Raw genomic sequence first — 18,109 nt, 5'->3', positions numbered from 1 at the left:
ACGGACCGTCACCCCCGTTGTCCGAGGTCATCCCCCGATCGGGCGTACGGACCTCGAATGCCTACGATGACCTGCGACGCAGCCCTTGCGGGGCCTGATCGGGCGACCGGGCGGCGCGTTACCGGGACCTGCCCGTCAGCAGCGCATAAGGCTGGAGTAGGGTTTGGCCCGCATAAGCATTCAAACCGTGCCCGTGGACGGGTCGCCGGGGAGGCTCACCAACCTCCGCGGGGCGACGCGAAGGCGGGCGAGACTTCGGGAAGGCGCTACGTGAGTCCCAACGGCTCCGACCGCTCGCCGCGGCGCACGATGCGGCGGAAGCTGCCTCAGGCGCTGGCACTGGGCCTCGTCATCGCGACCGCTACCGGCTGCTCGGCCAACGACCTCCCCAGGCTTGGCCTCCCGAGCCCCGTCACCGAGGAAGGGCCCCTGGTCCTCCACATGTGGCAGGGCTCCTGGATTGCGGCTCTGGCAGTGGGCGCACTGATGTGGGGTCTGATCATCTGGAGCGTGATCTTCCACCGGCGCAGCCGCTCCGGTGTCCAGATCCCTCCGCAGACCCGGTACAACGTGCCCATCGAGGCGCTCTACACCGCGGTCCCCATCATCATCGTCTCGGTGCTCTTCTACTTCGTCGCCCGCGACGAGTCGAAGCTGATCGCCGTCTCCGAGAAGCCGCAGCACACCGTCAACGTGGTGGGCTTCCAGTGGAGCTGGGCGTTCAACTACGAGAACACCGAGAACCCGGACCCGGCCAACAGGGACGCGGCGTACGAGGTGGGCACTCCCAAGGAGATGCCGACGCTGTGGCTGCCGGTCAACGAGAGCGTCCAGTTCCGGCTGACCTCGCGTGACGTCATCCACGACTTCTGGCCGATCAACTTCTTGATGAAGATGGACGTCGTGCCGGGCGTGGTGAACAAGTTCGAGGTCACCCCGAACGTCAAGGGCGAGTACGACGGCAAGTGCGCCGAGCTCTGCGGCGTCGACCACTCGCGCATGCTGTTCAAGGTGAAGGTCGTCGACCGCGTCGACTACGACAAGCACCTGGCGGAGCTGCGGGCCAAGGGCCAGACCGGCGCGGTGCCCTCCGGCATCACGACCATGGGAAGTGAAGAGAAGTGACCATCCTCAACGAGCCCGCCGCGGCCGGCGGGGGCGCCGGGGCCGTCACGGTCGGGGCGCAGCGGACCCGCAAGCCGGGTTCGACCATCATCAAGTGGCTGACCACCACTGACCACAAGACGATCGGCACGCTCTACCTGGGCACGTCCTTCGCCTTCTTCCTGATCGGTGGCATCCTCGCCCTGGTCATGCGCGCCGAGCTGGCTCGTCCCGGGACGCAGATCCTGTCGAACGAGCAGTTCAACCAGGCGTTCACGATGCACGGCACGATCATGCTGCTGATGTTCGCGACGCCGCTCTTCGCCGGCTTCGCGAACTGGATCATGCCGCTCCAGATCGGCGCCCCGGACGTGGCGTTCCCGCGTCTGAACATGTTCGCGTACTGGCTGTACCTGTTCGGCTCGACCATCGCGGTGGCCGGCTTCGTCACCCCGCAGGGTGCCGCCGACTTCGGCTGGTTCGCCTACTCCCCGCTGTCGGACGCCGTCCGCTCGCCGGGTGTCGGTGCCGACATGTGGATCATGGGTCTGGCCTTCTCCGGCTTCGGCACGATCCTCGGTGCGGTCAACTTCATCACCACCATCATCTGCATGCGCGCCCCCGGCATGACGATGTTCCGGATGTCGATCTTCGTCTGGAACGTCCTGCTGACCGCGGTGCTGGTCCTGCTGGCCTTCCCGGTGCTGGCCGCCGCGCTGTTCGCCCTGGAGGCGGACCGAAAATTCGGGGCACACGTCTTCGATCCGGCGAACGGCGGGGCGCTGCTCTGGCAGCACCTGTTCTGGTTCTTCGGTCACCCCGAGGTGTACATCATCGCGCTGCCGTTCTTCGGCATCGTGTCGGAGATCATCCCGGTCTTCAGCCGCAAGCCGATGTTCGGCTACTCCGGCCTGATCGCGGCCACCATCGCGATCGCCGGTCTGTCCGTGACGGTGTGGGCCCACCACATGTACGTCACCGGACAGGTGCTGCTGCCGTTCTTCTCCTTCATGACCTTCCTGATCGCGGTCCCGACCGGTGTGAAGTTCTTCAACTGGGTCGGCACCATGTGGAAGGGCTCGCTGAGCTTCGAGACCCCGATGCTCTGGACGGTCGGCTTCCTGGTGACCTTCCTCTTCGGTGGTCTGACGGGTGTCCTGCTGGCCTCCCCGCCGATCGACTTCCACGTCTCGGACTCGTACTTCGTCGTCGCCCACTTCCACTACGTGGTCTTCGGCACCGTCGTCTTCGCGATGTTCGCCGGCTTCCACTTCTGGTGGCCGAAGATGACCGGCAAGATGCTGGACGAGCGCCTCGGCAAGATCACCTTCTGGACGCTGTTCATCGGCTTCCACGCCACGTTCCTGGTGCAGCACTGGCTCGGCGCGGAGGGCATGCCCCGCCGCTACGCCGACTACCTGGCCTCGGACGGCTTCACCACCCTGAACACCGTCTCGACCATCGGTTCGTTCCTGCTCGGTCTGTCGATCCTGCCGTTCCTCTACAACGTCTGGAAGACCGCCAAGTACGGCGAGAAGGTCGAGGTCGACGACCCGTGGGGCTACGGCCGCTCGCTGGAGTGGGCGACCTCCTGCCCGCCGCCGCGGCACAACTTCCTCACGCTGCCCCGGATCCGCTCCGAATCCCCGGCCTTCGACCTCCACTACCCGGAGATCGCCGCGCTGGACTACCTGGAGAACCACGGTGAGCCGGCCAAGCACCTCGCCGGCGTGACCCCGGCGAAGTACGACGCCCCGCAGCTGGGCAAGGGCAAGAAGGAAGGCGACGCCTGATGAAGGAACAGGGAAAGATCTTCCTCGGCCTCGCGGTGTTCGTCCTCGCGATGGCGATCACCTACGGCCTGTGGACCAACCACTCGGACCTCGGTATCGAGGCGGCGGGCACCACGGCGCTCTTCCTGGCCTTCGCCCTCTGCGCCTTCATCGGGTACTACCTCGCCTTCACCGCCCGCCGGGTGGACAGCGGCGCGGGTGACAACCCCGAGGCCGAGGTGGCGGACGACTCCGGCGAGCTGGGCTTCTTCGCCCCGCACAGCTGGCAGCCGCTCTCGCTGGCGATCGGTGGCGCGCTCGCCTTCATGGGCGTGATCTTCGGTTGGTGGCTGCTGTACTGGTCGATCCCGGTCATCCTGATCGGCCTCTTCGGCTGGGTGTTCGAGTTCTACCGGGGCGAGAACCAGAACCAGTAGGTCCTCCCCCTCGCACAGGGCCGGTCCTCCCGCACGGGAGGACCGGCCCTGTTGCGTCCCCGGAGTGAGCGCCTCACTCCGGTGGTCCAACGGCGGGTCCCCCGGATGTCGCTCTCCCGCCCTGCGTTCCTACGATCTGATCAATCGTGCGAACCCTCGGAGGCGGTCATGGCCGACAGGCGCGGAATCGCAGGTATCGGCGGCATCACGCTGGCCCTGGCAGTGCTGGCCCCGCTGGCCGGCTGCACGGCCGGCGGCGAGCAGGACGACGCCGGTACCGTCCACAAGATCGACGCGGCACCCCTCGTGCACGTCTCGGCCGAGGGCAAGGTGGACCCGTCCCAGCCCGTCACGGTGACCGCCGTGCCGGGCAGCCGGCTCACCGACGTCACCGTGCTCGGCCCGGACGGCCGGGTGGTGGCCGGGCAGCTCTCGGAGGACCAGCTCAGCTGGCAGACCACCGGGCGGCTCAAGGCGGCCACCGACTACACCGTCAGGATCGCCGCCGACGACGGCCGGGGCGGCCGCGGCGAGACCACCGCGGGCTTCTCCACGGTGGCCGCGCAGCGCCTGCTCACCGCCAAGCTCGGCCCGGACTCCTCCGGCACCGGCCTCTACGGCGTGGGCCAGCCGCTCACCGTCCAGCTCTCCGAGGCGGTGAAGGACCCGCAGGCCCGCCAGGAGGTCGAGCGCGCCCTGACCGTCACCTCGCAGCCCGCCGTCACCGGCGGCTGGTACTGGGTGGACGACAAGGACCTGCACTTCCGGCCCGAGGAGTACTGGCCGGCCGGGACGAGCGTGAGCCTGGCCTTCGACGGCACCGGCAGCCGGATCGCGGACGGCCTGTACGGCGGCGACCGCGCCGCCCTGGCCCTGCGGATCGGCGAGCGCGTGGAGACGGTGGTGGACGCCGCCCAGCACGAGCTCACCCTCAAGCGCAGCGGCGAGGTGGTCCGGACGATCCCGGTCACCACCGGCAAGCCCGGCTTCGACACCCGCAACGGCGTCAAGGTCGTGCTCGGCCAGGAGCGCCAGGTCCGGATGAGCGGCGAGACGATCGGCATAGCCGCCGGCAGCTCGGAGGCCTACGACCTCAACGTCGAGTGGGCCACCCGGGTGACCTGGAGCGGCGAGTACGTGCACGCCGCCCCCTGGTCGGTGGGCTCGCAGGGGGTGGCGAACGTCAGCCACGGCTGTACCGGCATGAGCACCGAGAACGCCAAGTGGTTCTACCAGAACACCCGGATCGGGGACCTCGTGACGGTCGTGAACAGCCACGGCGCCGGCATGGAGCCGTTCGGCAACGGCTTCGGGGACTGGAACGTCGCCTGGGCCGACTGGGTCAAGCACAGTGCCCTCGGACAGCCCGTCAGCACCAGCCCGCCCCCCTCCCGGTACCCGGCCGCGGGGATGATCCGCCCGGAGATCTGAGCAGCCCGCAGGGGGTCCCGGTCAGGCCTGCGGCCCCCGCGGAGCCTCCTCCTGGTAGGCGAGCTCCAGGGCGGTCCGCACGGCCGCCAGGGCGTCCGCGAGCGGCACCCCGAGGCGCCGGGCCCGCTCGGCGTACTCGGCGGCCGCCGCGGCGGCCAGCCGGTGTCCGGTGTCCCCGGTGGCGGCGATCAGGGTGCCGCGCCGGCCGTGGGTCTCGACCACGCCGTCGGCCTCCAGCTCCCGGTAGGCCCGGGCCACCGTCCCGGCGGCCAGGCCGAGCTGCTCGGCCAGGGCCCGGACGGTGGGCAGCCGCAGCCCGGTCGGCAGCTCGCCGGTCCGGGCCTGCTCGGCGATCCCGGCACGGATCTGCTCGTACGGGGGAGTGGCGGAGGCGGGGTCGACGGAAAGCTCCACGAGGGCTCCTGACGAAGGGGTGACCGGCGGAAAGCCCGAGGGCCGCCGACCAGAACGAACTCTGGTCGACGGCCCTCGGGGTGGCGCGGGGGTGCGTACGGGATCAGTGGTGGCCGTGGCCGCTGGTGATCTCGTGGTGCTCCTCGGCGGTGGGCTTGGGGATCTGGCTGCCCTCGCCGAAGTAGCCGCGGGAGACCTTCGCCCGGGTGCGGTCGAGGATGCCGGCCTTGCTGGCCACACCGTTCTCGTCCGTCTCGGCCGGCAGCTCGAACGGCTGCGGCTGCTCGTGCGCGGTGAGCGTGTGCAGGTCGGCCTGCGGCAGCTGCGCGTGCACCTCGACGAACTCGCCGTGCGGCAGGCGCTTGATGACGCCGGTCTCGCGGCCGTGCAGCACCTTCTCCTTGTCCCGGCGCTGGAGGCCGAGGCACCAGCGCTTGGTCACGATGAAGGTGAGGACCGGCACCACGAAGAAGCCGACCCGGACGGCGTACGTGACGTCGTTGAGCGACAGGTGCAGGTGGGTCGCGAAGAGGTCGTTGCCACCGGCGACCAGCAGCACCAGGTACAGGCTGATCCAGGCGGCGCCCAGCCCGGTGCGGACCGGGGCGTTGCGCGGGCGGTCCAGGATGTGGTGCTCGCGCTTGTCACCGGTGACCCAGCCCTCGATGAAGGGGTAGGCGGCGATGGAGACCAGCACCAGCGGGAAGACCACCATCAGCGGGATGAACACACCCAGGTTCAGGGTGTGGCCCCAGAGGCCGATCTCCCAGCCCGGCATGACGCGGATCAGGCCCTCGGAGAAGCCCATGTACCAGTCCGGCTGGGCGTCGGTGGACACCTGGTCGGGGCGGTACGGGCCGTACGCCCAGATCGGGTTGATCGAGGCGACCGCCGAGATGACGGCGATCAGACCGAAGACCAGGAAGAAGAAGCCACCGGCCTTGGCCATGTAGACCGGCATCAGCGGCATGCCGACGACGTTCTTCTCGGTCTTGCCCGGGCCCGCCCACTGGGTGTGCTTGTGGTAGAAGACCAGGATCAGGTGCGCGACCAGCAGGCCGAGCATGATGCCCGGGATCAGCAGGACGTGGATGGTGAAGAACCGCGGCACGATGTCGTGGCCGGGGAACTCGCCCCCGAACAGGAACATCTGGATGTAGGTGCCGATCAGCGGCGTCGCCAGGACGGCGCCCTCCATGAACCGGATGCCGGTGCCGGAGAGCAGGTCGTCGGGCAGCGAGTAGCCGAAGAAGCCGTCGAACATGCCCAGGACCAGCAGCAGGAAGCCGAAGACCCAGTTGATCTCGCGCGGCTTGCGGAACGCACCGGTGAAGAACACCCGGAGCATGTGCACGAGCATCGCGGCCACGAAGACCAGGGCGGCCCAGTGGTGGATCTGGCGGATCAGCAGACCGCCGCGGACCTCGAAGCTGATGTCGACGGTCGACTTGTACGCCTCGGACATCGAGATGCCCTTGAGCGGGATGTACGACCCGTCGTAGATCACCTCGCCCATCGAGGGCTTGAAGAAGAGCGTCAGGTAGACACCCGTCAGGATGATGATGACGAAGGTGTAGAGGCAGATCTCGCCCAGCATGAAGGACCAGTGGTCCGGGAAGATCTTCCGCAGGTTGGCCTTGGCGAGGGAGTAGATCCCCAGCCGGCCGTCCGTCCAGTCAGCGGCCTGTTCCCACTTGTTCGCGGGCTTGGCGCGGGTGCTGGCCGGCTTGGAGGCGGCACCGGAGGTGGTGCTGCTCGCGCTACTCATCGAGCACGCTCCCAGTAGCTCGGGCCGACGGGCTCGTCGAAGTCGCCGGTGGCGACCAGGAAGCCCTTCTCGTCAGTGGTGATCTTCAGCTGCGGCAGCGGGTGGCCGGCCGGGCCGAAGATGACGCGCGCGCCGTCCGCCAGGTCGAAGGTCGACTGGTGGCAGGGGCAGAGCGCGTGGTGGGTCTGCTGCTCGTAGAGGCTGATCGGGCAGCCGACGTGGGTGCAGATCTTGGAGTAGGCGAGGATGCCCTCGAAGCCCTTCTCCCGCGACTCGTCGTCCTTGATGTCCTCCGGCGCGATGCGCACCAGCATCAGGGCGTCCTTGGCGATCTGCTGCTGGAAGTCCTCGTCGTGGACGTGCAGCCCCTCGGGCATCGCAAAGGTCAGCGACCCCTGGATGATGTCCTCGGCCTTCATCGGCAGGTTGGTGTTCATGTTGATCAGCTGCAGCGGCTTGGCCGGGGTGGCCTCGATCCAGCCGGTGTGCTCCAACTTGTCCTCGGGCAGCGGGCCCAGGTCGCGCAGCAGCACGACACCGGAGAGCGGCACCAGGGCCATCGAGCCGATGAGGGTGTTGCGGATCATCTTGCGGCGGCCGAAGCCGGACTCCGCGGCGCCGGTCCGGAACTGCTCGATGACGTCGTTGCGGACCTCGTCGTCGGCCTCGATCGGGTGACGCTCGGCCGGGATCTCGTGGTCCGACATCAGGGTGCGGGCCCAGTGGACCGCGCCCGCGCCGATCATGAACAGCGCCACGCCCAGGGTCAGGCCCAGCGCGAAGTTCAGCGCGCTGATGTGGCCCAGCGGGAAGACGTAGACGATCTTGTCCGGGTCGATGGCCACGTAGGAGGCGATGAAGCCCACCGTCGCGAGCATCGAGACCACGAACATCAGCGAGACCTGGCGCTCCGCACGCTTGGCGGCCCGCTCGTCGATGTCGGTGCGACGCGGTTCGTGGGCCGGCAGGCCCGGATCGGCGAACGGATCGCCGTGGGCGGCCACCTCGTGGTGCCCGGCGGAGCCGTGGGACTCCGGAAGCTTCTCTTCTGACATGTCCTGGCTCATGACTTCTTGGCCTTGGTGGTGTGGGCGGCGACCCAGATCGCGACCGCGATGAGAACGCCGAGACCGAAGATCCAGCCGAACAGGCCCTCGGTCACCGGACCGAGGCTGCCGAGCGTGAGACCACCGGGGTTCGGCTCATCGTTGGTGGTGTGGCGGACGAAGGCCACGATCTGCTTCTTCTGCTCCTCGGGCATGGTGGTGTCCGGGAACGACGGCATGTTCTGCGGGCCGGTCTGCATGGCCTCGTAGATGTGCTTGGGGTCAACGCCTTCCAGCGACGGGGCGTACTTGCCCTTGGTCAGGGCACCGCCCTGGCCGGCGAAGTTGTGGCACTGGGCGCAGTTGGTGCGGAACAGCTCGCCGCCCTTGGAGATGTCCTCCGGGTTGGTCGAGGTGTACTGCTCCTCGGTCGGGATGACCGGACCGGGGCCGAGCGAGGCGACGAAGGCGGCGAGCTGGTCGATGTCCGCCTGCGAGTAGATGTTCTTCTTGCGCGGCACCTGGGCGCCGGGCTGCTGGGCCGGCATGCGGCCGGTGCCCACCTGGAAGTCGACCGCGGCGGAGCCGACGCCGACGAGGCTGGGACCGTCGCTGCTGCCCTGGCCGTTCAGGCCGTGGCAGGAGGAGCAGCCCACGGCGAAGAGCTTCTTGCCCTCATCGATCGCGAGCGACTGCGCGGCGACGTCGGCCTGCGCCTTGTCGGCGGGCGCGAACGCGGCGTACAGCCCCCCGGTTGCCGCCAGGGCGAGAAGTAGGACGACCAGCGCCGCCAATGGGTGGCGCCGTCGTGCGGAGAGCTTTTTCACGGAATAACCCCGGTGTCAGGATCTGGTCGACTGGTGGGTGCACCCGGCGGCCGGTCTGGCCGGCACGAGGCTGCCTGTCTAGGGCTGCGCGCGCGGTCGGTCGGTGGGAGCGGCACCGGCAAAGAGGCCCCTCGCCGGTGAGGGCGGGGCCCCGGGGCCGGTGGCCAGCGACCTGATCAGCTGGTTACTTGATCAGGTAGATGGTCGCGAACAGGCCGATCCACACGACATCGACGAAGTGCCAGTAGTACGACACCACGATGGCGGCGGTGGCCTGCTCGTGCGTGAAGCGCTTGGCTGCGTACGTCCGTCCCAGGACCAGCAGGAAGGCGATCAGACCACCCGTCACGTGCATACCGTGGAACCCGGTGGTGAGGTAGAACACCGTGCCGTACGGGTCGGAGGACAGCGAGAGGCCGTCCTTCTTGACCAGCTCGGTGTACTCGAAGATCTGGCCGCCGATGAAGATCGCGCCCATCACGAAGGTGATGACGAACCACGAACGGAGCTTCTTCACGTCCCCGCGCTCGGCCGCGAACACGCCGAGCTGGCAGGTGAGCGAGGAGAGCACCAGGATCGTGGTGTTGACCGAGGAGAAGGGCACGTTGAGCGCGTGCGCCTTCTCGGTCCAGAACTCGGCTCCCTTGACGGAGCGGAGCGTGAAGTACATCGCGAAGAGGGCCGCGAAGAACATCAACTCGGAACTGAGCCAGACGATCGTTCCGACGCTGACCATGTTCGGCCGGTTGACCGATCCGTGCGCGTGCCCGGTTTCTACTGCTGTTGCTGTCGCCACGACGGACATTATGTCGGTCCCTTATTCCGTCTTCACGCCGGGGGGTCTCCCTCGGAGTGTCCGGTGCGTGCGGTATGCCCCCCTGGCACCCGACGGAGCGTCCGGACCGGCACTGAGCAGCGGCGTGTCCCTTTTCTGACGGTTCTTAGAGGGCCCCTTCGACCCCTCTGCCCTGCGTGTCGCTACACCCCTGCGGGGTGGGTGGGGAGTAAAGGGAGGAGCCATTCTGTCGGCCGTACGGGTGGACCGCGCCTACGGGGGTGACGGCGGGTGCTCCGGGCGGGTGAGTCACGGGCGCGGCGGCTTGAGAAGGATCGGGCGGTTGGGGCTCGGCGGCGGGTGATCGGGAGTAGCATCCGGGATGAGGCGAACGTGGTCCGGATCACACTTCGAGGGAGCAGGGCCCATGGCGTACACAGCCGACGAGACGCTGACCGTTCTCGTCTACAGCCACGACCGCAACACCCGCGAACAGGTGCTGACGGCGCTCGGACGCCGGCCCGCCGAGGACCTCCCGGAGCTGTCCTACCTGGAGTGCGCGACCACCCCCGCGGTGCTGAAGGCACTGGAGAAGGGCGGAGTGGACCTCTGCGTGCTGGACGGTGAGGCGGTGCCGGCCGGCGGGCTCGGGCTGGCCCGGCAGCTGAAGGACGAGATCTACGGCTGCCCGCCGCTGCTGGTGCTGATCGGCCGGCCGCAGGACTCCTGGCTGGCGGCCTGGAGCCGGGCGGACGCGGCGATCTCCCGGCCGGTGGACCCGGTGGCGCTGGCCGAGGCCGCCGCCGTGCTGCTGCGGGCCCGGCTGGCGAAGCGCACGCCCGCCGCCGGCTAGCCGCGGCCCGGCGCCGGACGGCCCGGCGGCGCGGGCGTCTCAGTACGAGAGAAAGATCGGTTGCGGCGGGACGGCGGCGTCCCGCCGCTCGATAGGCTGGCTCCCATCCCTACGGACATCCCTCCGGGGATCCGACACGAGCTGGAGTCAGCCATGGTGAACGTGAACCCTGCGAACGGCGGCCAGGACCCCGTGCAGGTGGTCCGCACCTGGCCGGACATCCTGGCGGCGCTGCTGCGGGGCGAGGACCTCGACCAGGACGCCGCCTCGTGGGCGATGGACCGGATCATGAGCGGGGAGGCCTCCCCGGCCCAGGTCGCCGGGTTCATGGTGGCGCTGCGGGCCAAGGGCGAGACGGTCGACGAGGTGGCCGGCCTGGTCGACGCCATGTACGCGCACGCCGAGCCGCTCAGCATCCCCGGCCCGGCCGTGGACATCGTCGGCACCGGCGGGGACCGGGCGAAGACCGTCAACATCTCCACCATGTCGGCGATCGTGGCCGCCGCGGCCGGCGCCAAGGTGGTCAAGCACGGCAACCGGGCCGCCTCCTCGGCGAGCGGCTCCTCGGACGTGCTGGAGAAGCTCGGCATCCGTCTCGACCTCTCCGCCCGGCGGGTCGCCGAGGTGGCCGAGGAGGTCGGGCTCACCTTCTGTTCCGCCGCGAAGTTCCACCCGTCGATGCGGCACGCCGCCACCGCGCGGCGCGACCTCGGGGTGCCGACGGCGTTCAACATCCTCGGCCCGCTGACCAACCCGGCGCGGGTCACCGCCCACGCGATCGGCTGCTTCGACACCCGGCTGGCCGGGCTGATCGCCGGCGTCCTGGCCCGGCGCGGTGCCCGCGCCCTGGTCTTCCGGGGCGACGACGGCCTGGACGAGCTGACCATCACCACCACCTCGCGGGTCTGGATCGTGGCCGGCGGTGAGGTCACCGAGACCACCTTCGACCCGACGGAGGTGGGCATCGAGCCGGTCGGCATCGAAGCGCTGCGCGGCGCGGACCCGGCGTACAACGCGGAGGTGGCCCGCCGGCTGCTGGCCGGCGAGCGCGGGCCGGTGCGCGACGCCGTCCTGCTGAACGCCGCGGCGGGGCTGACCGCGCTGGACCTCACCGACGCGCCGCTCGCCGAGCAGCTGGCGGCGGGCATGGAACGGGCCGCGGCCGCCATCGACTCGGGCGCCGCGCAGGACGTCCTGAAGCGCTGGTCGGAGGCGACCGCCCAGGCCTGAGACGGCCGTTGGGGGCCCGCGGGGGCGCACTCCGCGGGCCCCTGCCGTTGTCCGGATGGCGGACCGGTGTTTGACCACCCGACGGACGCGACCTAGAGTCTTGGCCAGGTCATGAGTGACAGCACAAAGCCCCAGCTGGCTGTCCGGCAACCCTCCGTCCGTGGCGGGGTGCCCTGGGTGAGGACCGGGTCCCGCGGCAAACCGTCCGCGTGGCAAGCGCGGACGCCGGACGAGACGTACTCCCGGGGTCCTTTCCCCAGAAGGAGTGCATCCCCATGTCCCTCGCCACTGAGATCTGCGCCCCGCTCGCCGTCCTCGGCCACGACGTCCAGGTCCCGCTCGCCAGCGGTGAGAAGGTCGGCTACGCGGCCCTCGACTACGCCGCCAGCTCCCCGGCGCTCCAGCGCGTCTGGGACGACGTCGCCGCCTACGCCCCGTACTACGGGAGCGTGCACCGCGGCGCCGGCTACCTCTCCCAGCTCTCCACCGACCTGTTCGAGCAGAGCCGCCGCACCGTCGCCGACTTCCTCGACCTGCGCGACGGCGACCAGGTGGTCTTCACCCGGGCCACCACCGACTCGCTGAACCTGCTGGCCGGCGCCGTCCCGGCGGGCACCCGGGTGTTCGCCTTCGAGACCGAGCACCACGCCTCGCTGCTGCCCTGGGCGCACGCCGGCCTGGAGGTCACCTACCTGCGGGCCCCGCGCTCGCGGGAGGAGGCGGTCGCCGCCCTGGACGCCGCGCTGGCCGGGGCGCCCGAGGGCCCCAAGCTGCTCTGCGTCACCGGCGCCTCGAACGTCACCGGCGAGCTCTGGCCGGTCGCCGAGCTGACCGCCACCGCCCACCGGTACGGCGCCCGCGTGGTGCTGGACGCCGCGCAGCTCGCCCCGCACCACCGGGTCTCGGTGCGCGAGCTCGGGGTGGACTGGATCGCCTTCTCCGGCCACAAGATCTACGCGCCGTTCGGTGCCGGGGTGCTGGCCGGCCGCGCCGACTGGCTGGACGCGGCGGAGCCGTACCTGGCGGGCGGCGGCGCCACCCGTACCGTGGCCCGGGAGACCGACGGCTCGGTGGCCGTGCAGTGGCACACCGGCCCGGCCCGGCACGAGGCCGGCTCGCCGAACGTGATCGGCGCCTACTCCATCGCCTCGGCCTGCCGGGCGCTGACCGAGGCCGGCTGGGACGCGCTGGAGGCCCGCGAGCAGCAGCTCGTCGCCCGGCTGAAGGCCGGTCTGGCGGAGGTCCCGGAGGTGAAGGTGCTCAACCTGTTCGGCGCCGACTCGGCCCGGGTGGGCGTGCTCTCCTTCGTCGTCCAGGGCTGGAACAGCTCGCACTTCTCGGCCGCGCTCTCCGCCGAGTACGGCATCGGGGTGCGCGACGGCCTGTTCTGCGCGCACCCGCTGGTGCGCACGCTGCTCGGCGACGAGGACGTGGCGCCGTCCGAGTGCGGCGCGCCGGAGCCGTCGCTGCCGGGGGAGCGGAGCCTGAACGCCATCCGGGTCAGCTTCGGGGCCGGCACCCCCGACGAGCACATCGAGCGCTTCCTGACCGCCGTGCGCGAGCTCGTCACCGACGGCGCGGCCTGGAAGTACCGCAACGAGGGCGGCCGTTGCGTCGCCACCGTGGAGGTCGCCCGGGGCCGGCGCGAGGGCTGAGCGCCCGGCGGGCGGTCAGCCGTCCAGGCCGAGCGCGAAGGCGGCCTCCAGGTCGTGCTGGGAGTAGGTGCGGAAGGCGATCTGGGTCTCGGTGTGGGCCACGCCCGGGACCTTGTTCAGCCGGCCGGGGATCACCTCGGCGAGGTCGTCGTGCCGCCGCACCCGGACCATGGCCACCAGGTCGTACCCGCCCGTCACCGAGTAGACCTCACTGACGCCCTCGATGGCCGCGATGGCCTCGGCGATCTCCGGGATGCGGTCGACGCTGGTCTTGATCAGGACGATGGCGGTGATCACTGTTCGGGCTCCTTTGTGAGGTGCCGCCAGGGTATCGGGCGTCAGCCGGACCGTCGCGGGGGGCGGGTGGCCAGCGTGCAGGCGTACAGGAAGCCGGCCGAGAAGCCGATCACGTGCACCAGGTACGCGACGCCCGGCCCGGCCGAGTGCACCGACCACCACTGCAGGGCGAACCAGAGGCCGAGCACCAGCCAGGCCGGGAAGCGCAGCGGAAGGAAGAGGAGCAGCGGGACGAGCGTGGTCACCCGGGCGCGCGGGTGCAGCCGCAGGTAGGCGCCGAGGACGGCCGAGATCGCACCCGAGGCGCCGATCAGCACCCGGGTGGAGTCCGCCGAGTGCGCCTCGGCCAGGGCGAAGCCATAGGTGGCCAGCGAACCGGCGGCCAGGTAGAAGAGGGCGAACCCGGCCCGGCCGAGCCGCTCCTCCACGGTCGGGCCGAAGACGTACAGGAAGAGCAGGTTGCCCAGCAGGTGCAGCCAGCCCGCGTGCAGGAACAGCGCGCTGAGCACCGCGAGGGCCGGGTGCTTGCCCGGGGTGGGCGCCGCCGGGCAGCCGGGCACCGGATCGGGCGCCTCGGCGAGCTGGGCGGCGGTGAGCGGGCGTCCGGCCAGCAGCTCGGCCGGGACGGCACCCCAGCGCTGCTCGTACCGCTGCTCCGCGCAGACCCGCTCCTGCCCGCGGCCGTACAGCGGGTTGAGGCCGGCGGCCGGGCCCAGCAGGAAGACCAGGACGTTGAGCGCGATCAGCGCGTAGCTGACGGCCGGGACGGGCGCGGCCGGGCGGCCGCCCCGCGCACCGGTGTGGTCGAGGACCGGGATCGCCATGCGGCCAAGCATCCCTCCGCCCGGCACGGCCGGCACCGGGCTTACGGCAGGTGGGCTAGGGCGCCGAAGGTCGCGACCGGTGGCCGGTGCGGTTGCCTCAGGCAATAGGCTTGGGGCGGGCATTCCCGCCTCCCGCCGCCGACGCCGGGGCTCCGGGGGGAGCGCCTGCGCCCACCCAGGGACCACCCGAGAGGACCCCCGATGACCGTCCCCGCCCTGACCCCCGAGACGCGCTGGCGCTGCACCCTGTGCGGCAACCTGACCCGCTTCGACGTGACCCGGTCCGCCCGGGTCACCGAGTTCCTGCACTTCGACCTGGCCGGCGACTCCGAGGTGGAGGAGACCGAGGTCCACAGCGAGACCGTCGAGTCGGTGCGCTGCCGCTGGTGCAACGCCGTGGACCAGGTCGAGCTGGTGGCCCGCCCGGGCGCCGAGGACACCGAGGCCCCCGAGCAGGCTTGATGCCCGGCCCGTGCGGCGGGCGGCGGCGCGCGGCGCGGCCGCCCGCGGCACGGGACAATACAGACAGAGCGCACGGAGCGTGACGACGAGGGCGGCCGCCGACGGCCGTACCCGCTGGACCAGGATCGGAGCCGAGGACGTGGTGGACGCAGCGAAGGAGCCCGCCGGGCCGCAGGGGCGGCAGCCCGCTGTGGACGGGCGCGCGCCGGACGCGGCCGAGGCCGAGCCGTCCGGCACCGCAGCCCCCGCCGAGGCGGCCCCCGGCGGGCCGGTGGCGGGCGAGGAGTCCGGCGGTGACGAGCCGGCGGAAGCCGGTGCCGACGGCGGGGCGGACGCGGCGGACGCGCCAGGCGGCGGCTCCGGCCGAGCCGGGCAGCAGGTCGCGGAGAAGCCCGTGGAGAAGGCCGTGGAGAAGCTCGACCGGCCGCTGCCGGAGGGGGTGCGTCGGCGGGTGGTGGGCCTCGCCGCCGACGCACTGGGAGGGTTGCCGCCCGGCGAGCTGCCGCAGACGCTCCGCCAGTACGCCAAGTTCACCCCGGCCCGGCGCGCCAAGTACGCGGCCACCGCGCTCGCCGCCGCACTGGAGTCCGAGCCGGCCTTCCGGGTGCGGATAGCGGAGCGGCTGCGACTGGGCCAGCCCGATCTGGTGACGGCGCTGGAGTCGGGCACGGTGCCCGGGGCGGCCGACCCGATGGATGTCGCGGCCGCGGCCTACCTGGTGCGTTCGGCGGGCTGGAGCCGACTGGTCGCGGAGGCCGGTGAGGAGGCCGAGCGGGCCGGTGCCGAGGGTGCGGCGGCCGAGGCGGCCCGGCTGGTGGAGAAGCTGCAGGCGGAGCTGGCCGAGGTGCGGGCCGGGGCCCGGGCGGACCTGGACCGGCAGCGGAGCGAGTCGGAGGACGTCCGCAAGGAGGCCGAGTCGCTGCGCCGCAAGCTGCGGTCGCTGGAGAGCGACACCCGCCGGGCGCAGGCCGAGGTCCGCCGGCTCACCGCGGAGCTGGAGGCGTTGAAGACGCAGGTGGCCACCGAGCGTGGCGCCGGGGAGAGCGAGGTGCGCCGGCTCCGGCACCGGATCTCCGAGCTGGAGACCGCCGCCGAGCAGGGCCGCCGGTCGGCCCGGGAGGGGCGCAGCGTTGAGGACATGCGGCTGCGGTTGCTTCTGGACACGGTGCTGCAGTCGGCGCAGGGCCTCCAGCGGGAGCTGGCGCTGCCGGTCTCGCAGATCCGCCCGGCCGACCTGGTGGAGGCGGTGGTGCCGGGCTCGGCCTCGCCGCACGACGTGGCCCGGCGAGGGCTGGCCGAGGACGATCCGGCACTGCTGGACCAGCTGCTGGCGATCCCGCAGGTCCACCTGGTGGTGGACGGCTACAACGTGACCAAGACCGGCTACCCGACGCTCCCGCTGGAGCAGCAGCGGATCCGGCTGCTCGGCGGGCTGGCCATGCTGGCCCAGCGCACCCAGGCGGAGGTCACCTGTGTGTTCGACGGGCAGGACCTGGACGTGCCGGTGATCCTGGCGCCGCCGCGCGGGGTCCGGGTGCGCTTCAGCCGGACCGGCGAGACGGCGGACGAGCTGATCAGACGGTTGGTCCGGGCCGAGCCGCAGGGCCGTCCGGTGGTGGTGGTCTCCGCCGACCGGGAGGTCGCGGACGGCGTGCGGAAGGCGGGCGCGCGCCCCGTCGCCTCGGTGCTGCTGCTGAACCGGCTGGCCCGGCCCTAGGTCGGCGCGGAGCCCGTCCGGACCGGAGTGACGCCTGGTCAGCGTCCGGTTTGCGGGGATGTGGGGATCCGGTGAAGTCATGACGGCGGGCCGGAGTTCACGCCTTCGGGGGAGTGGCGGAAAGCGTGGATCTTCACTAGTGTCTGGCGTCAAACCTATTTTCCGGATTCTCACTCGTTAGGGTGAGTCCGTTGGAAGAAGGAGCCGGTCTCTTGGCCTCCCACCGCCGTCCCAAGCAGCCGAGCCGCGCGCGGGTCTCCGTGCTCACTGCCGCCGCTGCGACCGCGGTCGCTCTCTCCGCCCAGGTCGCCGCCCACGCCGCGCCGAGTCCGTCCCCCAAGAAGGAGGACGTGAAGGCGCAGATCGACCAGCTGCAGGAGGAGGCCGAGCAGGCCACCGAGAAGTACAACGGCGCCAAGGAGCGGGCCGACCAGCTCCGCAAGCAGGCCGACCAGCTGCAGGACCAGGTGGCCCGCGGCCAGGACCAGATGACCCAGCTTCAGGGCGGTCTGGCCGAGGTGGCGGCCGCGCAGTACCGCACCGGCGGCATCGACCCGTCCGTGCAGCTGATGCTCTCCTCGGACCCGTCCGGTTACCTGGACAAGGCCTCCAGTGTGCAGCAGGCCAGCTCCAGCCAGGCCGACGCGCTGAAGGGCCTCCAGGACCAGCAGCGCCGGCTGGACCAGCAGAAGACCGAGGCCGCCGCGATCCTCGCCTCGCTGGACACCACCACCAAGGACCTGAACCAGTCCAAGGCGGACGTCAACAAGAAGCTCAAGGAAGCCCAGGACCTGCTCAACTCGCTCAGCGCCGCCGACCGCGCCGCGCTGAAGGCCGCCCAGCAGCAGGACGACCGCGCCTCGCGCGGCAGCGAGCGGGCCGACCTGGGCAGCCTGCCGCAGGCCAGCGGCCTCGCCGGGGCGGCCGTCAGCAACGCGATGAGCAAGCAGGGCTCGCCGTACGTCTGGAGCGCCACCGGCCCGAACAGCTTCGACTGCTCCGGCCTGATGGTCTGGTCCTACGGGAAGGCCGGCGTCTCGCTGCCGCGCACCTCGCAGGCGCAGGCCACCTACGGCACCGCGGTGCCTTCGCTCGCGGCGGCCCAGCCGGGCGACCTGATCATCTACCGCAGCGACCGCAGCCACGTCGGGATGTACATCGGCAACGGCATGGTGGTGCACGCGCCGCACACCGGCGACGTGGTCAAGGTGATGAAGGCCGACGCGATGCCGATCAACACCATCCGCCGGGTCTGACGGACCGGCACGCCCACGGGTCGGGATGCGGCCCTGTGATCCGCGCCACCTCCTTGCCGGGGGTGGCGCAGGCGTTTCCGGCCGCGCGGTGACCAACGATCAGCTCCGCGTGGACCACTGATCACACCCGGTCATATTCACAAATGAACTTGGGTATTCTTCCGTCTTTTTTCTGACAAGGATTTGAACGGATCACGGTTCTGTTACTAGTGTCGTGCCTCGAACCACCGCACAGTCGATC

At 70.9% G+C, this 18,109-nt stretch carries 17 protein-coding genes and 1 riboswitch; of the genes, 10 read left to right on the top strand and 7 right to left on the bottom strand.

The genetic code is table 11. From position 1 onward, the window contains the following. Positions 1–270: 270 nt before the first annotated feature. The 4 genes from coxB to OH807_RS13050 all read left to right on the top strand — a co-directional run bounded on the left by coxB (position 271) and on the right by OH807_RS13050 (position 4,744). Positions 271–1,125: a cytochrome c oxidase subunit II gene (coxB, locus tag OH807_RS13065; RefSeq protein ID WP_406197849.1), complete on the top strand. Its 855-nt coding sequence runs from the start codon at positions 271–273 to the stop codon at positions 1,123–1,125. Next, positions 1,122–2,897 carry a cytochrome c oxidase subunit I gene (gene ctaD / locus OH807_RS13060; RefSeq protein ID WP_406197847.1) on the top strand — a complete coding sequence of 592 codons (1,776 nt, stop codon included), beginning with the start codon at positions 1,122–1,124 and terminating at the stop codon, positions 2,895–2,897. The genes coxB and ctaD overlap by 4 nt, the downstream gene beginning before the upstream one ends. Beyond that, positions 2,897–3,313, top strand: a complete 417-nt coding sequence (locus tag OH807_RS13055; RefSeq protein WP_406197844.1) for a cytochrome c oxidase subunit 4 — start codon at positions 2,897–2,899, stop codon at positions 3,311–3,313. The genes ctaD and OH807_RS13055 overlap by 1 nt, the downstream gene beginning before the upstream one ends. Before the next feature lie 168 nt (positions 3,314–3,481). Next, positions 3,482–4,744 (top strand): Ig-like domain-containing protein, encoded by a 1,263-nt coding sequence (locus OH807_RS13050; RefSeq protein WP_406197841.1) that lies wholly within the window; start codon positions 3,482–3,484, stop codon positions 4,742–4,744. Between the two features lie 21 nt (positions 4,745–4,765). Here the strand turns inward: OH807_RS13050 and OH807_RS13045 are convergent, their stop codons facing one another. From OH807_RS13045 to OH807_RS13025, 5 genes are all read right to left on the bottom strand, one after another. Then, the gene (locus tag OH807_RS13045) at positions 4,766–5,158 is read right to left on the bottom strand and encodes a GntR family transcriptional regulator (RefSeq protein ID WP_406197839.1); all 393 of its coding nucleotides are present in this window, start codon (positions 5,156–5,158) and stop codon (positions 4,766–4,768) included. Between the two features lie 103 nt (positions 5,159–5,261). Next, positions 5,262–6,926 (bottom strand): cytochrome bc complex cytochrome b subunit, encoded by a 1,665-nt coding sequence (locus tag OH807_RS13040; protein ID WP_406197837.1) that lies wholly within the window; start codon positions 6,924–6,926, stop codon positions 5,262–5,264. Next, the gene (locus OH807_RS13035; RefSeq protein WP_406197834.1) at positions 6,923–7,993 is read right to left on the bottom strand and encodes a Rieske 2Fe-2S domain-containing protein; all 1,071 of its coding nucleotides are present in this window, start codon (positions 7,991–7,993) and stop codon (positions 6,923–6,925) included. The genes OH807_RS13040 and OH807_RS13035 overlap by 4 nt, the downstream gene beginning before the upstream one ends. Further along, positions 7,990–8,799: a c-type cytochrome gene (locus OH807_RS13030; protein ID WP_406197832.1), complete on the bottom strand. Its 810-nt coding sequence runs from the start codon at positions 8,797–8,799 to the stop codon at positions 7,990–7,992. Before OH807_RS13030 ends, OH807_RS13035 begins: the two co-directional genes overlap by 4 nt. 184 nt (positions 8,800–8,983) lie before the next feature. Further along, positions 8,984–9,604 (bottom strand): heme-copper oxidase subunit III, encoded by a 621-nt coding sequence (locus OH807_RS13025; RefSeq protein WP_280674579.1) that lies wholly within the window; start codon positions 9,602–9,604, stop codon positions 8,984–8,986. A gap of 397 nt (positions 9,605–10,001) precedes the next feature. Here OH807_RS13025 and OH807_RS13020 point away from each other — a divergent pair, with 397 nt between their 5' ends. The 3 genes from OH807_RS13020 to OH807_RS13010 all read left to right on the top strand — a co-directional run bounded on the left by OH807_RS13020 (position 10,002) and on the right by OH807_RS13010 (position 13,312). Further along, entirely contained in the window at positions 10,002–10,427 is a 426-nt protein-coding gene (locus tag OH807_RS13020; RefSeq protein ID WP_406197828.1) for a hypothetical protein, read from the top strand. Positions 10,428–10,580: 153 nt separating this feature from the next. Further along, complete coding sequence (gene trpD, locus OH807_RS13015; protein WP_406197826.1) at positions 10,581–11,657, top strand: anthranilate phosphoribosyltransferase; 1,077 nt, start codon at positions 10,581–10,583, stop codon at positions 11,655–11,657. Between the two features lie 107 nt (positions 11,658–11,764). Continuing rightward, a riboswitch (SAM riboswitch) is annotated at positions 11,765–11,882 on the top strand. Between the two features lie 50 nt (positions 11,883–11,932). Continuing rightward, a complete protein-coding gene (locus OH807_RS13010; protein WP_406197824.1) occupies positions 11,933–13,312 on the top strand; it encodes an aminotransferase class V-fold PLP-dependent enzyme in 1,380 nt (459 codons plus the stop codon). A 15-nt stretch (positions 13,313–13,327) separates the two neighbouring features. Here OH807_RS13010 and OH807_RS13005 read toward each other — a convergent pair whose 3' ends face one another. Both OH807_RS13005 and OH807_RS13000 read right to left on the bottom strand, forming a co-directional pair. Beyond that, a complete protein-coding gene (locus OH807_RS13005) occupies positions 13,328–13,609 on the bottom strand; it encodes an Lrp/AsnC ligand binding domain-containing protein (RefSeq protein WP_406197822.1) in 282 nt (93 codons plus the stop codon). Positions 13,610–13,650: 41 nt separating this feature from the next. Then, positions 13,651–14,433, bottom strand: a complete 783-nt coding sequence (locus OH807_RS13000; protein ID WP_406197820.1) for a rhomboid family intramembrane serine protease — start codon at positions 14,431–14,433, stop codon at positions 13,651–13,653. A gap of 201 nt (positions 14,434–14,634) precedes the next feature. On the opposite strand from OH807_RS13000, the gene OH807_RS12995 reads away from it, so the two are divergent. The 3 genes from OH807_RS12995 to OH807_RS12985 all read left to right on the top strand — a co-directional run bounded on the left by OH807_RS12995 (position 14,635) and on the right by OH807_RS12985 (position 17,868). After that, a complete protein-coding gene (locus tag OH807_RS12995) occupies positions 14,635–14,895 on the top strand; it encodes a hypothetical protein (protein ID WP_406197818.1) in 261 nt (86 codons plus the stop codon). Positions 14,896–15,289: 394 nt separating this feature from the next. Beyond that, positions 15,290–16,612 (top strand): NYN domain-containing protein, encoded by a 1,323-nt coding sequence (locus OH807_RS12990; protein WP_406210961.1) that lies wholly within the window; start codon positions 15,290–15,292, stop codon positions 16,610–16,612. A gap of 212 nt (positions 16,613–16,824) precedes the next feature. Further along, positions 16,825–17,868: an NlpC/P60 family protein gene (locus tag OH807_RS12985; protein ID WP_406197815.1), complete on the top strand. Its 1,044-nt coding sequence runs from the start codon at positions 16,825–16,827 to the stop codon at positions 17,866–17,868. Positions 17,869–18,109 lie beyond the last annotated feature (241 nt).

This window comes from Kitasatospora sp. NBC_01560 (assembly GCF_045208415.1).
Lineage (GTDB): Bacteria > Actinomycetota > Actinomycetes > Streptomycetales > Streptomycetaceae > Kitasatospora.
Note: the sequence above shows the minus strand (reverse complement) of the source record. Positions and strands in the feature narration are given on the sequence as shown.